Genomic DNA, 15,525 nt, shown 5'->3' on the forward strand with positions numbered 1-15,525 from the left:
GATAAGTATCACCCGGCGGATGCGATCGGCCTCAGGAAGTAGATAACGGTAAGCATCAGCGGCGACACTGCCTGAAAAGACATACCCTGCATGAGGGACAATCAAAGCGCGAATTGGCGTATGGTGCTGTGTGGGCTTAAGCCATTCATCCATTTGGCTTTTTAGGTATTGGGCTGAGTGAGAATAGAACCGGCCAGCGACAGCTGGTGGACGCGTATTCATAAGATACCTACCGATAGAGTCTTAAAATCTGGACTAATCTTAAGTATAGGAACAAAAATACCTTATTGATCTCCAGATGGCAGAAATCAGAGCAACATCAATATGTTCAGTTCAAAAAGATAACCATTAAGGGACTATCATGCGCCAACCTCCTGAATTTTATCCCACAAAATATTGGCATCGACTCGATGATGGCCGGGTTGTGTGTGATCTCTGTCCGCGCCAATGTCGGCTTCGGGATGGCAAGCGAGGAGCATGTTTTGTTAGGCAGGCCCACGAGGGAGAAATTGTTTTAACCAGTTATGGACGCTCCAGTGGCTTCTGCATTGATCCTATAGAAAAAAAACCACTCAATCATTTTTACCCTGGCAGCTCGGTACTCTCTTTCGGCACCGCAGGTTGCAATCTAGGGTGTAAATTTTGCCAGAACTGGAATATCAGTAAGTCCCGCCAGATAGATACTCTCGGCTCATCAGCGATGCCAGAGCAACTGGCGCAGGCTGCCAAGCGTTATGGGTGCGATAGCATTGCCTTTACCTATAACGATCCGGTGATCTTTATGGAATATGCAGTCGATGCTGCGCAAGCCTGCCGTGAGCTGGGGATTAACAGTGTGGCAGTCAGTGCAGGGTATATCAGTGATAAACCGAGGATTGAGTTTTATCGCCACATGGATGCAGCCAATATCGATCTCAAGGCATTTACTGAACGCTTCTACCACAAAATTTGCAGTGGTCATCTCGCGCCGGTGCTCGACACCTTGCTGTACCTAAAACATGAAACCAATGTGTGGTTTGAAATTACTACCTTATTGATCCCTGATGAAAATGACAGCCCGCAAGAAATAGAGGCACTCACCCGTTGGGTATATGATAACTTAGGGCCGGATGTTCCCATTCATTTCAGTGCCTTCCACCCTGATTTCAAAATGCTCGACAAAGAGCGCACTCCGCCAGAGACGGTGAAAAGGGCACGGGATATTGCTATTGCCAATGGCCTGCATTACGCCTATGTCGGTAATATCTTTGATGAGGAAGGTGACAGTACCTATTGTTCGGGGTGTGGTAAAAACGTCCTTTCACGCAATTGGTATCAGTTGGGCGATTGCCACTTGACCAGTAAGGGGCAGTGTCATTATTGCGGCTACCAACTAGCTGGCCGGTTTAAACCGATTGAAAAAGCCTTTGGTCGGCGGCGCATCCCTGTGCAAATTGCCAGCGGATGATTGGCTATCGTGGCTTTAGCTTGGATCTGGGCTTGTCAGCGGTAGTAGCAATTCGATATCTTACTCATTAAATAAAACACCTGAATGAGAAAGTAATCATGTCTGATATGACGATGGAGCAGCTTGCTAGCTACCAAAACCTAGTGATCACCCAGCCGAACTGCCCGTTTTGCGTAAGAGCCAAAGCGATTTTGGACGAGCGCGGCACCGAGTACACCACTTTGGTACTGGGAACAGATCTTCCTAAAACCACAATGGTTGATTTTATCGAGCAGCAAACAGGTAATGTTGTACGCACTGTTCCACAAATCATCTTGGATGGTCAGTACATTGGCGGTCACGATGATTTGGTTGCTTTTCTCGCGCGTCAGGTAGAAAACGACGCATTTGGTGATTTTGAGCTGTAAGCTCAAAGAGATACTCTCTTTTATATCGCTTAATGAGATAGCAAAGGCAGCGCATTGGCGTTGCCTTTTTTGGTTTGATCTAGGCTAAATATCCTGCATTAATTTCAGGCACTAATAACAGGCTCTGGTAAACTGGTATTTCAACTACGTAATATGGATTTCTGGAATGCTGAATTACCAAGGATTGTTTTTCCTGCTGTTGTTAGTGATGGCTTCCGCACTGATTATTGTTCACTCCTACCGCCACAATCGCAAGGTAACACCTTTCTCGTTGATGCTTGTTGGTGTGCTCGCCGTCGTTTCCGTCACCAGCTACGCCTTCTTGGGACATGAGCCGAAGAATACCGTTAAGCGACCAGAAGCCCCGCAACCACTACCAGAAGATATGTTGATGAGCGCTTCTGAGCTGAACCAAAAGCGTATTGAAGAGATCCAAGATAAACTTCGTGAAGATACCCAAAACGGCGAGTTGTGGTATGCGCTTGGCAATGCATACATGTACAGCAGCGAGTTTGAAAATGCAGGTACTGCATTTCTCTATGCGCAGAGGCTAGCCCCTGAGCCCCAATCCAATATTTACTCGGCGATGGCTACAGCCAGTTACTACCAAGAAAAGCAGCACTTCACTACGCAAAGCAAAGCCTGGCTGGACCGAGCGTTGGAATTGGACCAAGACAATATTTCAGCCTTGATGCTGCTTGCGTCAGATTACTTCCTGAGTGCCCGTTACCAAAAAGCCATTGATACCTGGCAGCGAGTGCTGGATACCGAACGGACTGATTTGGACAGGGTCGAAGTGATCAATGCCATCAATCGGGCCAAGAGTTTTCTGTAGGCTTAAACCAAGTGGCTAACGCAATAATAAAGCCTAGTACACCAATGAGATTAACCATTACCCCTGACCAACGCCAGACTTCTGCTGGCCACATAGTTGGCGCCTGAGTAAAGGCTCCGGCAATTGTCATGACGGCAGCGAGGGCAGGGAGAGTTGAGAGTGCTATGTAGCTTTTCTCGAAGTGTCGTTTTATTAGCGCAACTAAGGTAACGACTAGCACATTTAATATTAGGATTGCTGTGAGAGAGGCCGTCGGACCGATTGGCTGAATGCCATTGTTGATTTGATAAACACCTATCGCATTCCAGACGATACACAAGAATAAGTGCAGCAGTTGTAGTCGAAGCGCCCATTTATATTTGTTCAATTGCATTTTTTCATCCGGTTTGTGGGAAAACCAACAGGTGAACTGTTGGTTTTCCTATCGCAAAGCAAGTGGTTACATTTGGCTAAGAACGTCTTGATAGATTTTCGATGCTTCGCAACTATCCCCCCCGCCATGGACGCCGTCGTAACGTGAAAGCAGCATCATCTTGTTGAGGTTGCTAGGGGACATCGTGAGCCCTGCTGAAGGCTTGTTGACATCGATGGGCACGCCGTTAAACACAGTAGCGACGACCTCAATGTCTTTGATCGCTGCCGGATTTTCTTTCTCTACCTGATAAGGGTGCTCGGCCAGCACAGCAAAGTTGGCATTTTTGCCAATATCGATACTGCCGACTTTGCCTTCAAGGCGTGCAGCATAGGCAGCATCGATGGTGATCGCGCGCATCGACTCTTCCATTGTTAATTTCTCTGACTCACCGAGTGTTTTGCCACTCAGCCCAGTTCGGTTTACTGCCGTCCAAGCCAGTGCTAAAGGGCGGCCTGGTGCCATCGGGGCGTCAGAGTGGAAAGAGAGTTTAGCTCCTGCATCAAGGAAAGAGCGCCCTCTGGAGGTGTATTGTGCACGCTCAGGGCCAACGCCATAAAGGCTATACTGATCCCCTAAAACGTGCAGGTAGAAGGGGTTCACCGAAAAGTTGGCTCCCATTTGTGTTGCACGCTTAATATCTGCAGGATCGGTATACGCGAGGTGATGGAAGCTGGTGCGGTGATCTTCTCGCGGGGTTTCATTGTTTAGCTTTTCCATAATGTCTACGGCGACTTCGAGGCCGTAGTCACCGTTGGCGTGGACCGTAATGGTGTAGTCGTTGTTCCAGTATGGACGCATACTGTTTTCCAAATCGTCCGGGTATTGGATCCACGCTCCCTCGTGGCCGTCGGTATAGCCGTCTTTCATCATCATTAGCTGTGCATAGGCTGCCCCGTCGGCAAATAACTTGATTTGATTGGGTAGCCAGCGGACATACTCGCTGTTTAGGGAGGGATCGCTTACCCGTTGTTCAACGGCTTCGAATGCCGCTTTTGCATCGCCGCCCATTTTGTCATAAACCGTATTGCCTGCCGGGATCATGAAGTAATCCAACATCGGCTGTTGCTCCATAATATCAATCATGGCTTTGGTCATGTCATCTGGCAGCATCATGCCTGGATCGACCACTGTGGTGATGCCGCCTGCCTGAAGGTATTGATTCGCTCTGTTCATTCCTTCGGCAAACTTTTCGGGAGTGGCAATCAAAGAAAATAACAGTGGGGCGGCAGCGTACAAACCTGTTTCGTAGGCATGGCCTTGCTCGTAGTCCATATATTTGAAGTGGTTGGCATCCCCCTCCCACTGCTCAGCCGTGACCCCCAACATCTCGAAGGCAGCAGTGTTGAAGAACAGCTCATGCACAGAGCGCTGCCATACGATAATAGGTCGATCACTGCTTATCTCATCCAGCAGGGCACGATTCATTTCACCATGGAAGTAGCGGTGCCAACCCCAGGTGATAAGCGGCTCCCCTTCAGGCAGGAAGGCATCAAGTGCTTTGAGACGTTCGAGATAAGCCTCTTGGCCAACAACGCCTTTTACATCTCCCCAGGGTAAGCTCCAATCGGCAGGTGTTATCAGGTGGGTATTGGCCACAAAGGCAAATAGCCAAATGTGTGCATGGGGCTCGACTAACCCTGGGGTCAGGATCATGCCAGCATAGTCAGTGTTGTGGCTAAAGCCGTCAGTGTTTTGGTATTTGCCTACGATCTCTTGTTCTTCACCGACTGCGAGTATTTTTCCGTCCTGGACTGCGACCGCATTGGCCTGTTTGATAGCATCGGACATGGTGATGATATCTGCCGCAGAATATACGGTAATAGGAGAGTCACTGGCCTTGGCAAACAGGGTAGGAGACTGTGAATTAATTGAGCAAGCAGATAAACCCGCACTTAGGGCAATAGCCAAAGCGGTGTTTTTCATTGTTGTATTTATAGACATAATTGCTCCACTTGGATAAACAGAGGTAGTTTTCGTAAGCAATTATATTTATTTTGTTCGATTTCAATGAATCGCAGCAGGGCGCTTAGCGGGGGAAGTTCCCCCTCAATGGAGTTCTAAGCCCGTTATAGTGGCCGGAGTGAATGATAACTATCCCTGAGATAAAAGGGTGGCAAGTTCTGAAATTAACCATTGTTTTGCTTTACCAAAACTCTGATTATGGTGCCATATCGCGATTCTTCTTGCATAGAGTGGCGCATCAGTGTCGATGTTGAATATCCGGTAGGTGCTGTCTTGTTCTGAGAGTAGTTTTTGGGGGAAAATGCCCCAAGATGGTTTCCGGCGAATGATTGCTAATGCTGATGACGGGGAAAAGGTTTGTTGTACCAACTCAAACCTGTCAGTTCGCAATACAATATTGAGGTCAGGGTAGCTAACTAGCGATATTTTGCGTAATTCAGAATGGAGTCTAACAGTACTCATCTTTGAGGTAGCTAGCGTAGACGAAGCTTCACAATTGATCACGCTGCTCATTGTGACGTTATCGATATGTTTGGGATGGAAATCTTCTGGTAGATCCCGGTTCTGGTAGAGGCGTATGGCAATATCAACCTGCCCTTGTTCCAGCAGGGAATCTAGGTTGTTGGTCGGGTGGTTTTGCCATTGTACATTAAGCCCGGGAAATTGGTCGGATAGGGCCTGGTCAATATGGGCTATTTCTTCGACGGTAGTAAGGAAATCCACTCCGATCACAAGTGATGACTCAATGTGATGGGCGACATTCTGGCTGAGTTGGCAAAAGGACTGGTAGTTTTGTACTAGGGTTCTTGCCCTGCCATACAGGTTCTCTCCTTCTTCAGTCAGGGTTAGGTTCCGACCATTTCGATGAAAAAGCTTTACCCCAAGGTCAACTTCAAGGTTGGCAATGGCTTGGCCAATTGAACTGCGATCGCGGCCTAGTTTGCGTCCGGCTGCAGTAAATGATCCCGTCTCGACAACAGTTGTAAAATAATACAGGTGCTCTATGTTAGGACTGATCATTGGGCTCTCTAGGTAAGTACCTTTATGTAAATATAACGGGGCAGTTAAAAAGTGCTTAATTCAAAACATTATCTTGAGCAGATATAATAATTCAGTTTATATGTCGTTAATGTTGTTATATATCAAATGCTCTCACCTTTAATTAGAAAACCGGCGTTCAAAAGTTCTTATCTTTAAGTGACTCGACAATAGTTCAAGTAGCACTTATTTCTCCCATCTTTTTTTGATACTGCTCTCAATACTCAAATACCAAAAGTACCAGATGTCTCAAATTGAGCGTCATACCTGTTTCTTACGTGCAAGCAGCAGATTGGACATCTTGAATGTCAGTTGTTAATAATTTGTTTAACATGTTAACTAAAAGGTGTTCAAACAAATGAGACAATCTATGCTTTTTCGTTTTTGCTTTATGGTGGTGGCTTTTTGCCTGAGTCTGGGGGTGTCTGCGCAGGCTATATCCCCGTCAAAGGTGACTCAGGTTGTAATGTTGGGAACCGGCACGCCATTTAACGACGCACAACATTCCGGCCAGTCGGTAGCGATTGTTGTCAATGGTGAGGTGTACCTGGTTGATTTTGGTCCTGGTGTTGCCCGTCAAATCGATGCGGCAAGGCAAAAAGGCTTTGATGGTTTTCCGGGGAATACGTTACGCCCGACATTTATTAAAACCGCTTTTCTTACCCATTTGGATTCGGATCATACAATGGGTATCGCAGATATTATCCTGACGCCGTGGGTATTGGGTCGCAAAGAACCGTTGAATCTATACGGCCCGCCGAATACCAACTTCTTGGTTAGCAATACCCTCAAGGCTTTCGATAAAGACATTTCCCATCGTATGAACGGTGCCCAACCTGCCAATCCGGATGGTTACAAGGTCAATACCACGATTATTCGCGAGCCGGGAGTGGTGTACAAAGACGATTATGTCACTGTTGAGGCCTTCAATGCCCGCCACGGTGACTGGCCTGATGGATACGCCCTCGGCTACCGGTTTACCACTCCAGATCGGGTGATCGTCGTGTCGGGCGATACCACCTATGACGAGAAAGTTATCGAGAATTACAAAGGGGCCGATATTCTGATCCATGAAGTGTATAGCATGAAAGGACTCGCCAAGCGAACACCGGATTGGCAGAAATACCACCAAGCCGCACATACATCGACTAAGCAATTGGCAACCATTGGTGACATTATTAAACCGCAGTTGATGGTACTTAACCATGTCCTGTATTTCGGTACCAGTTCGACTTCGGTAGACAATGAATTCAGTCAATATTACCAAGGTAAATATGTTATGGCACAGGATCTGGATGTGTATTGAGTTACACGGTTATTTGGATAACCTGTTTGATCTATTTATCTTGCAAAGATCTGCCGCAGAAAGGTAGGAAAGATGAAAAATATATTTTTTATAATTCATCTTTCGTCGGGCAGCACTGGTTTTCACCAATATTATTGAGGGGCAGGCAATTTAAGCATATTGAACAGATGGTTAGCATTTTATTTAATGGCATTTTTGTGCATGCTTAATTTGAGTGAAGAATGACTGCTTTCCATCGTCTAGCGCCTGTCCTTTTTAATATTTTATGGCTGGTATTTGTTCCGCAGGCATTAGCCAATGCGGGCGATGCATACATACAAGGTATTGATGAGGACTATATCGCCTTTGAGGCCGAAGGCTATCAAGGCATTACACGTCACTATGGCGAAAATGATGGGCTTAACATCATCAACATTAATACATTCATTTCTGAATTTGGCACCAATATCCTTCCGCAAGAGATTGAATTCCCAGCATCGGGTGATCGGGCGTTATTGGCTGATATGCGGTTTAACACCAAAGAGCAGCGCTCGACGGTTGAATATAAGTTGATATTCAATACTCCCGGTACTTACAAAATGTATTTCCGCAGTTCGCTGTTTGAACGTGGCGGGCCAGACTCTTACGGCGGTGAAGACTCCTTTTATGCTGCCGCTGACTTTGGTGCAGAGCCGGATAAAAAGTTGGGGACGCGTATGCCGCAGGACAGTGAGTTCGAGTCACATCCTGTGATGAACCCGTCAGAAGGGAAGTTCTTCTGGTACGGCATCAATAATCACTTTGTCGTTACCCAAGAGGATGTAGGAAAGGCGCTTAGCTTTAAAATACGAGATCGGGAGAAAGGTTTTGCCCTTGATCGTTTTGTATTCAGCTTGAATCACAAACTTGACGATCAGGAAGTCGGCAAGGATGGCGATGGTAATGAGCTAGATCTGCTTGCGAACTCTAGCCAAGGTTCGGAGCCGTTGGAAAGCTATGTCTTTCCGTTAGATTATGTGCCACATAATGAGAGCGATAATGAAATTACGGCCCGTGAAAGAGAGTTACAGGCGGTATACGACGAGTATTTTGCTTACCTGGAAAAGCAAAATGCAGCGGGGAATGGGGCACTTCTCATTGATGAGCTTATCACCAAAATTAATACACAAGGTGATGCAAAGAGTGCCTTGCGCACATTGGTCATGTTATCAGCTGAAGAGGCTTTTTTTCCTGAGTGGCGGGATGAAGTTGTTCAGCGCTTTCAGGTAGAGGGGGAGAAGGCGAGGTTGTATGCCGAGCAGGTTATTGTTGAAAGCGAGCATAAAATCAATGATTTAAAGCAGGTTACACCCATCAGGTATTATATGGACTATGCGTGGGGGCTGTATGCGCTTGATGCCTTTGATGCTGATACACCGCAAGCAAACCTTTTCAGGCAAAACCTTCAGGCATTCATTTCTGCATATATTGAAGGGACTGCTCCCTACTACGACAATGCCTATTACACGACGGGATATAACAAAGAGATTTTTGCCATGGATGTGGCATCAACAATCAGTCTGCTCTATCAAGATAGCCCTCGCTTTCCCAAGGTAAAACAAGCCTTCGAGGCCTTTTGGGAGAATGTCACCCAGATGTCCTACGATGGTGATAATTCCCCCAATTATGATGCCAACACTGGGTTCCATATTATTTTGAATATTGCCCTGCGTCATGGCCTGGAAAGTGATGTTGTTAATTCCGAACACCTGTTGAGAATGATGGATCGTATGGCCCGTACGGTGATGAGCAGCGGGCAGTCGGCTAAATGGGGAAAGTCAATGGAGACCATTGCCAGCGGGCAAATCCGTGTGTCGGCAGGGGGAAGCCTCCCTTGGGATCTCAAGATGGGCTACCGACTGTGGCAAAACCCATTCTATCTTTATGTCGCCAGAAAATATGAAGCCTTTTACTTGCAGCAGCATGGTGCGATAGCGGGTAAAGCCTATGAAGCCGATTTATGGCCATTGGGGGTAGATGCGGTGGATGTGGTACTGGCCAAGCCTGCTGACATTGATATTACTTCCCGTGCCACGCAGAGGATCACTTCCTGTTGCGAATATGATGGGTTGTTATTGGGGCGGGGGGATACCGATTTTGTTGATGTGCAGGATAAATTGGTGATATCGACGGGCCACCATCCCCGTGCACCTTATCTGCTGATGGATTTAAGCTACACCCAACATAAAGCGGCTGTTGACCACCGCTCCGGCCTTGATACGTATATCTTTAACGGTGCCCACACCGTAACTAGGCTAAAACGCTGGTCGGAAGCGAATAAGAATAACGGAATTTACATCAATCCCGGTGCCTACCCGTACCCGAGCGCACCTTACCCGTCCAAAGAAGTTTCTGCGCCGGGGGATAATGATCAATTTGTCGAGGTGATGGGCTACCAGCCTTCCCATGGATATGTCATAGAAAGTTTCGACGCGATGGGGATTGCCGAAGATGCCGCCTATGGCTACGTCGATTATCTGCAATATCAGTATAATGGCGTTGGAGCCAAGCGGCAGGTCGTACTGCTGCATAATGGAATTGCAGTGGTGTCAGATACAATCTCAACGAAAGAAAGTTACTGGGGGAATCATCAGGGTGGGGTGATTTATCAGGTTTTGCCACAGTTCAAAGCCACTGTCGGGGAGAATTGGGTCTTGTTACGCGGCCAGCAGAGAATGTTGCCGCATGCCCTTCCTCTGGGTGAAAAGGAAGGCAGTGATACATTAGTTGTTTTTGCTTCCACACCCGAGACGAGTGAAATCACGTTGACGAACAATACTTATGATCCTGAAAATAGGGAGTGGTTCAGTGCCTACAAGCCACTAAAGGCAGGGGAAACATCCACCTTTATCTCTTTGGTCATCCCCTTACACAATGCCAATGATATCGACTCATTAGTTGATGGTATTGCGGTTGATAGCCTCAATGATACAGACAGTATAGTGACCATCCCTTACAGCAAAGACAAGGTGATAAAGGTTTCGTTCGATACCCTGCATGGCCCTGCATTTGAGGTTATCGCTAGCCAATGACTTGCAGTAGATTCTGGAACCTAAGACATTGCCCCGAAACATCGGGGCAAACAGTGGCAATTGCTGGGTTAATAAGACCTAATTTGAAGCTGTTGTGCGGTTCAAATTAGCTTTCAGTGCTTGATTTTAGTGAAACTAGGTTAACCTCTTTTGAATTAGCTTTGGCAATAAATAGCAGGCCGATGAGTGGAATAACGATAGCTGCGTAGGGAATCATCGTAGCGCCCATCTGGCTATCAAGCACTATACCCCCAAGGAAACCACCAAAGGCATTGGCTAGGTTGAATGCCGAGATATTTGCTGTGGCAGCAAGTTCTTGGCCTTCGCCGCCATGATTCATCACCCGTAATTGCATCGCAGGTACGTTGGCAAAAGAAGCGATACCGAAAACAAAAGCGGCGGCGATGAACATCACTTTGCTCTCGATAGCCAGACCAACCAAGATTAGCGAGGCAATCATTGCCAGTGCCCAGAACATGGAGGCTTTCTGTAAGTTTTTATCCGAAGAGCGGCCGCCAAGGGTATTGCCGATAATCAGGCCAATACCAACGATGACCAAGAGCCAAGTGACGGAGCTTTCAGCAAAACCGGTGATGTGCATCGCGATAGGGGCCAAGTAGCCGTAAAGCGTCATAAAACCAGACCAGGCAAAGACCGTGATGGCAAGACTGATGAGTAACATAGGGTTTTTGAATGCCATCAACTGGGCTTTTACATCTTTCGCTTCACCATGGCCAGTAGATTGAGTGAAGGTTGCGATGAAAAGAAGGGCAACGAGGCCAAAGGCCGAGACGGTCAGGAAAGTGCTGTGCCAGCCAAATTGCAGGCCAATCCAGGTACCGCCGGGTACACCGAGTACGTTGGCGAGGGTAAGGCCCGCGAACATCTGGCCAACAGCCCTGCCTGCCATTTTCTCTGAAACCAAGTTAGTCGCGACAACGGCACCGATACCATAGAAGGGACCTTGGACCAAACCGGTGATCACGCGGCTTACCATCAGTACCAGATAGTTGGGTGCGAAAGCAGACAGCAGGTTACCGGCAATAAACAACACCATCAATCCGGCCAGTACTGTCTTTTTGCTAAACCGCGCTAAGTAAATAGTCAGCAGCGGCCCACCGAACACAATCGCCAGGGCATAGGCACTGATCAGGTAACCGGCTTGCCCTTCGCTGATTGATAACGAGTTGGCGACATGAGGCAGGATACCGGCAATAACAAATTCAGCAGTTCCGATAGCGAATGCTGCAAGCGTCAAAATCCATACCTGTAGCGGCATTTTTTCTTTATTCATAGTCGGTTGCTCCGCCGACAATCACATATACGGTTTTGTCTGTTTTCATAGTGGCTGTCCCAATATTGTTTTGATGGAGCCAGTATATTGATTTGGTATAATTTGATAATTGGCTAAGTTTCGAATTCATTATTCGGCTGAGGTGAATAATTGTATGAGCAAGGGTTAGGAAAGGAACGTGGATAAATTTTCCGACATGATGCTGTTTGCCAGTATCGTCAAAAACCAAGGGCTTGCAGCAGCAGGAAGGGAGCTGGGTTTGTCACCGGCAACAGTGACGGCAAGGTTGCAAACCCTTGAGGAGCGCTATGGCGTCAAGTTGTTGAATCGCAGCACACGCCATCTTTCCCTGACAGATTCCGGTGCACTGTACCACCAGGCATGTTTGGAGATCCTCGATAGCGTGAGGGAAACAGAAAACCTGCTTCAAACAGGCTTGAAGGAAGTTAGGGGCACATTGAAAATTTCCGCACCACGTGACATTGGTAAACAGTATATTTCACCTATTGTGTCAGCGTTTGCTGAGCAATACCCCGATGTCACTCCATATCTTTATTTGAACGATAACCTGTCTAACCTTGCTGAATCCGGGTTGGATATTGTGATCCGTTATGGCGAGCTTGCCGATAGTAACCTTATTTCGCGGAAATTGGCTGCCAGTCGCCGCGTATTGTGTGCTTCACCTGAATACCTAGCAAAAAAGGGCACGCCGCTTACTCCGCAAGATCTCGCTAATCACGATTGTTTGGCCATGGTACGCAGTAACGAAGAACTCAAGACGTGGCACTTCCAGGACAACGGCAAGCACAATGTCATTACTGTGCTGCCAAAGCGGTGTTCGGATGACGGTGAGGTTATCCGCCAGTGGGCACTGGAGGGGGCTGGTATTGCCCTGAAATCTATTTTGGATGTGCAGGAAGATATTAACCAGCGCCGTCTCGTTACGCTGCTCAATGGCTACATGAAGAATTTCAATGCCTCCACATCCTCTGCTGGTGCAGATTTGAATGTCATTTATATGAGCAGGCAATATCAGCCTAAGCGGATCCGCCTGTTCTTGGATTTCCTGATAGAGCGGTTTGAACTATTAGCAGATAAGTAAAAAACGCCCCGATATTTATCGGGGCGTTGTTCATTGGGATAACTAACGCAGGTTAGTTATTTCTCGTCGTAACTCGCTTCACGAATCTTGGCTTCTTCATCCCACTTAGGTACAACCGTATTCAGGAAGTCTTCTTTTTCCTGGTTCATTGCATCCATATCCATGCCAAGAACCTGTTGGGCTTTCAGCTTGGTTGAGATGTCAGGAATTTCAACTGGATCGGTAATGCCTTTGGTCGCTAGTAGGCGAACCACTTTAGCACGGGCATCAGCCGCTTTATCAAGCGCGGTACCTAGAACACGTAGGGCAACTTCTGGGGCGTGCATGTGAACACCGTGAGAAGCAATCGCGTAGTCCCAACGCCATTGTGCGTGGCGGATATCGGTCAGGATTGGCTTCATCTCTTCTTCAGTCGCGCCAGCATCCCAAGCGGCTTTCGCTTCGAAGTGAGCAGCAACAATTTGCTTCTCGGCACGAAGTTTCATCTCCAGCACCTGAGCTTTACGGGTAGAAACAATGCCCTGTAGTGTTTCTTTATCTTGGGTGTGGCAGTTAGCACAAGTGTCTTCGAAGCGATCGAATGGGTTACCGATTTTGTGATCAGTAAATACAACACCGTCTTCGTTCTGTACTTTCGGCATGTGGCAGTCAATACAGGTCACGTTGTTCTTGCCGTGGATACCGTCGCGCCATGTTTCGTACTCTGGGTGCTGCGCTTTAATCATCGGTGCCTTGGATAGACCGTGGGTCCAGTCACTGAAGCCGATATTGTCGAAGTACACTTCCATTTCATCAACACCGGTGCCCATGTCCCATGGGAACTTCACCGCATTCTTGTTCTGTTTCTGGAAGTAGTATTCAACGTGGCACTGGCCACAGACCTGAGCTTGCTGGTCTAGGCGCGAACCGTCTTCAAACTTCTTGCCAATCGCTTCCATTGCGCGGGCTGCGTATGGGCGTGACAATGCCAAGGCAGGCTTGCCTTGTTTGAAGTCTTCGCTGTTGGTGTTGTGGCAATCGGCACAGCCGATAGCATTGTTAATTTCTGAGCCGAGGCGAGCCCACTTGCCTTCGAAATAACCATCTTCGCCACGCTCGTCAATGACACGGGCAACGTCAGGGCTTTTACAGCTCCAACAGGCCATCGGCATTGGGCCGGAGTTGGCGTCTTGCGGACCACCGGTACGTAGGGTTTCACGAACATCTGTTACTGCATAGAAGTGGCCGCGCGCTTTGTTGTAGTCTTTGGCAAAGCCGTAACCAGCCCAAAGGATAACCATGTTCGGGTCACCTTCTAGGGCATCTTCGATGTGTTCGCTTTCTTTGGTAGCTTCCCAGGTTTTGTACTGGTCGGCATGGGCCGCTGCAAAAGCTTCATTTCGCGCTTCAATTCTTTCTTTTTCAGCAGGTTGTTCTTCACTTGCCAACGCATTGCCAGAAAGAAATATTGCAGACAGTAATGCTGCAACAGCGGCAGTATTTCTCGTCCATTTATTACTCACGATGTGCACTCCATAATTCTTGTTGTAAATAGAGCCAAGCGTTGTGAATGCGGCTTTTCGATGCAAACAGAATCAGAGTTCTAAATAAGAATATCAGAAAGGAGAAAAACCGAGATAAAAGCGATTTCTTTTTTGTTTTGGATCAAAAGTGAAAAGTGAATAACGCGAGGTAGATTAATAATTTACCTATATACCCCTTTGTGGGTATTTACATACCCCTTTGGAATAGTATTGGTTGTTCGTTGTAATATCATTTTAAAACAACACGTTAGGGTGTGTTTTGGGATTGATCTAAATCAGTAAAAGTTCATGTTCAATACTACTTATACGTTATTTGTTATTTGTCGCATATTTTCACATCTTGAAATATAGTTTAATAAGCTTGTTGAGCGTTGTGGCTTAAAAATGATGCAAATAAGAATTGATTCCAAGTGCAATGGATTATTAATTGCAGAAATCAAGGGGCACTTTTGTGCCTGATTTGTATTATCAGCACCGGTTACTTTTTGATTTTAATAAAAAAGTAATTGTGGAAGATGAAAAGGTGAAAAATGGGCAATCATAAAGTAGCCCTGAATAGCATGCTGACATTGTTTGTCGCTATGTGTATTTGGGGTTTCTCAATCAATGTTGCCGCAGACTCCCAAAGCACAGAAGCCACAGCAGCCAATCCTTCTGTAACCACTTCGGAGTCCGGCAGACATGTCGTTGAATTCATCCGTGACCGGGATTACGCCTGTACCCAGTGCCACAAGGATGAAAAAGACGTTCTCAAGGGCGCACATAGTGCCGCCATTAATCCGCATACTAACCGCGATGTGACCTGCGTGGATTGCCACAGTAATGTAGGCAAAGACCATCGCAATGGCGCAAAAGAGGTGACCAAGTTTGCTCCAGCCCAGTCTGTTGCCGGCACTGAAAAGCCTGCGGCTGATGTTGCCTGGATAACGCAGCAGAACGAAACTTGTGTGAACTGTCATGAGCCTGAGAATTTACGTGAAGCGAACTGGACCCACGATGTCCACGCTTTGGATCTCTCATGTGCTTCTTGCCATAACATCCACCCAACATCTGATCCGATGAAAGGTATCGAGAGAAAGCCAAGAATCAAGCTTTGCGTCGACTGCCATTCAGATCAGACAAAAGCAAAAAAGTAGGGGAGAGTTT

At 47.1% G+C, this 15,525-nt stretch carries 13 protein-coding genes; 7 read left to right on the plus strand and 6 right to left on the minus strand.

Annotation, left to right across the window (positions count from 1 at the left end; genetic code table 11):
* A partial coding sequence (gene amrB, locus BIZ37_RS15585; RefSeq protein WP_187462247.1) for an AmmeMemoRadiSam system protein B occupies nucleotides 1-222 on the minus strand: 222 nt, incomplete at its 3' end.
* Nucleotides 223-361: 139 nt separating this feature from the next.
* Here amrB and amrS point away from each other — a divergent pair.
* The 3 genes from amrS (at nucleotide 362) to BIZ37_RS15600 (ending at nucleotide 2,689) form a co-directional block, all read left to right on the plus strand.
* Entirely contained in the window at nucleotides 362-1,447 is a 1,086-nt protein-coding gene (gene amrS / locus BIZ37_RS15590; protein WP_187462248.1) for an AmmeMemoRadiSam system radical SAM enzyme, read from the plus strand.
* A 98-nt stretch (nucleotides 1,448-1,545) separates the two neighbouring features.
* Nucleotides 1,546-1,854: a glutaredoxin domain-containing protein gene (locus tag BIZ37_RS15595; protein WP_107299829.1), complete on the plus strand. Its 309-nt coding sequence runs from the start codon at nucleotides 1,546-1,548 to the stop codon at nucleotides 1,852-1,854.
* A 166-nt stretch (nucleotides 1,855-2,020) separates the two neighbouring features.
* The gene (locus tag BIZ37_RS15600; protein WP_187462249.1) at nucleotides 2,021-2,689 is read left to right on the plus strand and encodes a nitrite reductase; all 669 of its coding nucleotides are present in this window, start codon (nucleotides 2,021-2,023) and stop codon (nucleotides 2,687-2,689) included.
* On the opposite strand, the gene BIZ37_RS15605 is transcribed toward BIZ37_RS15600, so the two are convergent.
* The 3 genes from BIZ37_RS15605 to BIZ37_RS15615 all read right to left on the minus strand — a co-directional run bounded on the left by BIZ37_RS15605 (nucleotide 2,664) and on the right by BIZ37_RS15615 (nucleotide 6,086).
* Complete coding sequence (locus BIZ37_RS15605; RefSeq protein ID WP_187462250.1) at nucleotides 2,664-3,062, minus strand: hypothetical protein; 399 nt, start codon at nucleotides 3,060-3,062, stop codon at nucleotides 2,664-2,666. The genes BIZ37_RS15600 and BIZ37_RS15605 overlap by 26 nt on opposite strands.
* A gap of 66 nt (nucleotides 3,063-3,128) precedes the next feature.
* Nucleotides 3,129-5,045: an amidohydrolase gene (locus tag BIZ37_RS15610; RefSeq protein WP_187462251.1), complete on the minus strand. Its 1,917-nt coding sequence runs from the start codon at nucleotides 5,043-5,045 to the stop codon at nucleotides 3,129-3,131.
* A 150-nt stretch (nucleotides 5,046-5,195) separates the two neighbouring features.
* On the minus strand, nucleotides 5,196-6,086 hold the full coding sequence (locus BIZ37_RS15615; protein ID WP_187462252.1) for a LysR family transcriptional regulator: 891 nt from the start codon (nucleotides 6,084-6,086) through the stop codon (nucleotides 5,196-5,198).
* Nucleotides 6,087-6,474: 388 nt separating this feature from the next.
* On the opposite strand from BIZ37_RS15615, the gene BIZ37_RS15620 reads away from it, so the two are divergent.
* Together BIZ37_RS15620 and BIZ37_RS15625 are read left to right on the plus strand one after the other, a co-directional pair.
* Complete coding sequence (locus tag BIZ37_RS15620) at nucleotides 6,475-7,410, plus strand: MBL fold metallo-hydrolase (protein ID WP_187462253.1); 936 nt, start codon at nucleotides 6,475-6,477, stop codon at nucleotides 7,408-7,410.
* A gap of 221 nt (nucleotides 7,411-7,631) precedes the next feature.
* Nucleotides 7,632-10,460 carry a hypothetical protein gene (locus BIZ37_RS15625; RefSeq protein WP_187462254.1) on the plus strand — a complete coding sequence of 943 codons (2,829 nt, stop codon included), beginning with the start codon at nucleotides 7,632-7,634 and terminating at the stop codon, nucleotides 10,458-10,460.
* Nucleotides 10,461-10,566: 106 nt separating this feature from the next.
* Here the strand turns inward: BIZ37_RS15625 and BIZ37_RS15630 are convergent, their stop codons facing one another.
* Nucleotides 10,567-11,754 carry an MFS transporter gene (locus BIZ37_RS15630; protein WP_187462255.1) on the minus strand — a complete coding sequence of 396 codons (1,188 nt, stop codon included), beginning with the start codon at nucleotides 11,752-11,754 and terminating at the stop codon, nucleotides 10,567-10,569.
* A 178-nt stretch (nucleotides 11,755-11,932) separates the two neighbouring features.
* Here BIZ37_RS15630 and BIZ37_RS15635 point away from each other — a divergent pair, with 178 nt between their 5' ends.
* Complete coding sequence (locus BIZ37_RS15635; protein ID WP_187462256.1) at nucleotides 11,933-12,856, plus strand: LysR family transcriptional regulator; 924 nt, start codon at nucleotides 11,933-11,935, stop codon at nucleotides 12,854-12,856.
* 56 nt (nucleotides 12,857-12,912) lie between these two features.
* Here the strand turns inward: BIZ37_RS15635 and nrfA are convergent, their stop codons facing one another.
* Nucleotides 12,913-14,358: an ammonia-forming nitrite reductase cytochrome c552 subunit gene (nrfA, locus tag BIZ37_RS15640; protein WP_187462257.1), complete on the minus strand. Its 1,446-nt coding sequence runs from the start codon at nucleotides 14,356-14,358 to the stop codon at nucleotides 12,913-12,915.
* A 551-nt stretch (nucleotides 14,359-14,909) separates the two neighbouring features.
* On the opposite strand from nrfA, the gene nrfB reads away from it, so the two are divergent.
* Complete coding sequence (gene nrfB, locus BIZ37_RS15645; protein ID WP_107299838.1) at nucleotides 14,910-15,515, plus strand: cytochrome c nitrite reductase pentaheme subunit; 606 nt, start codon at nucleotides 14,910-14,912, stop codon at nucleotides 15,513-15,515.
* The last annotated feature ends 10 nt before the right edge of the window (nucleotides 15,516-15,525 follow it).

The sequence above is a fragment of the Photobacterium sp. BZF1 genome (genome assembly GCF_014349205.1).
Lineage (GTDB): Bacteria > Pseudomonadota > Gammaproteobacteria > Enterobacterales > Vibrionaceae > Photobacterium.

What these genes read in the sequence shown, in the direction of transcription:
- amrS (WP_187462248.1), top strand. Translation starts at nt 362, where the DNA reads ATGCGCCAACCTCCTGAATTTTATCCCACAAAATATTGGCATCGACTC.
- BIZ37_RS15595 (WP_107299829.1), top strand. Translation starts at nt 1,546, where the DNA reads ATGTCTGATATGACGATGGAGCAGCTTGCTAGCTACCAAAACCTAGTG.
- BIZ37_RS15600 (WP_187462249.1), top strand. Translation starts at nt 2,021, where the DNA reads ATGCTGAATTACCAAGGATTGTTTTTCCTGCTGTTGTTAGTGATGGCT.
- BIZ37_RS15605 (WP_187462250.1), bottom strand. Translation starts at nt 3,062, where the DNA reads ATGCAATTGAACAAATATAAATGGGCGCTTCGACTACAACTGCTGCAC.
- BIZ37_RS15610 (WP_187462251.1), bottom strand. Translation starts at nt 5,045, where the DNA reads ATGTCTATAAATACAACAATGAAAAACACCGCTTTGGCTATTGCCCTA.
- BIZ37_RS15615 (WP_187462252.1), bottom strand. Translation starts at nt 6,086, where the DNA reads ATGATCAGTCCTAACATAGAGCACCTGTATTATTTTACAACTGTTGTC.
- BIZ37_RS15620 (WP_187462253.1), top strand. Translation starts at nt 6,475, where the DNA reads ATGCTTTTTCGTTTTTGCTTTATGGTGGTGGCTTTTTGCCTGAGTCTG.
- BIZ37_RS15625 (WP_187462254.1), top strand. Translation starts at nt 7,632, where the DNA reads ATGACTGCTTTCCATCGTCTAGCGCCTGTCCTTTTTAATATTTTATGG.
- BIZ37_RS15630 (WP_187462255.1), bottom strand. Translation starts at nt 11,754, where the DNA reads ATGAATAAAGAAAAAATGCCGCTACAGGTATGGATTTTGACGCTTGCA.
- nrfB (WP_107299838.1), top strand. Translation starts at nt 14,910, where the DNA reads ATGGGCAATCATAAAGTAGCCCTGAATAGCATGCTGACATTGTTTGTC.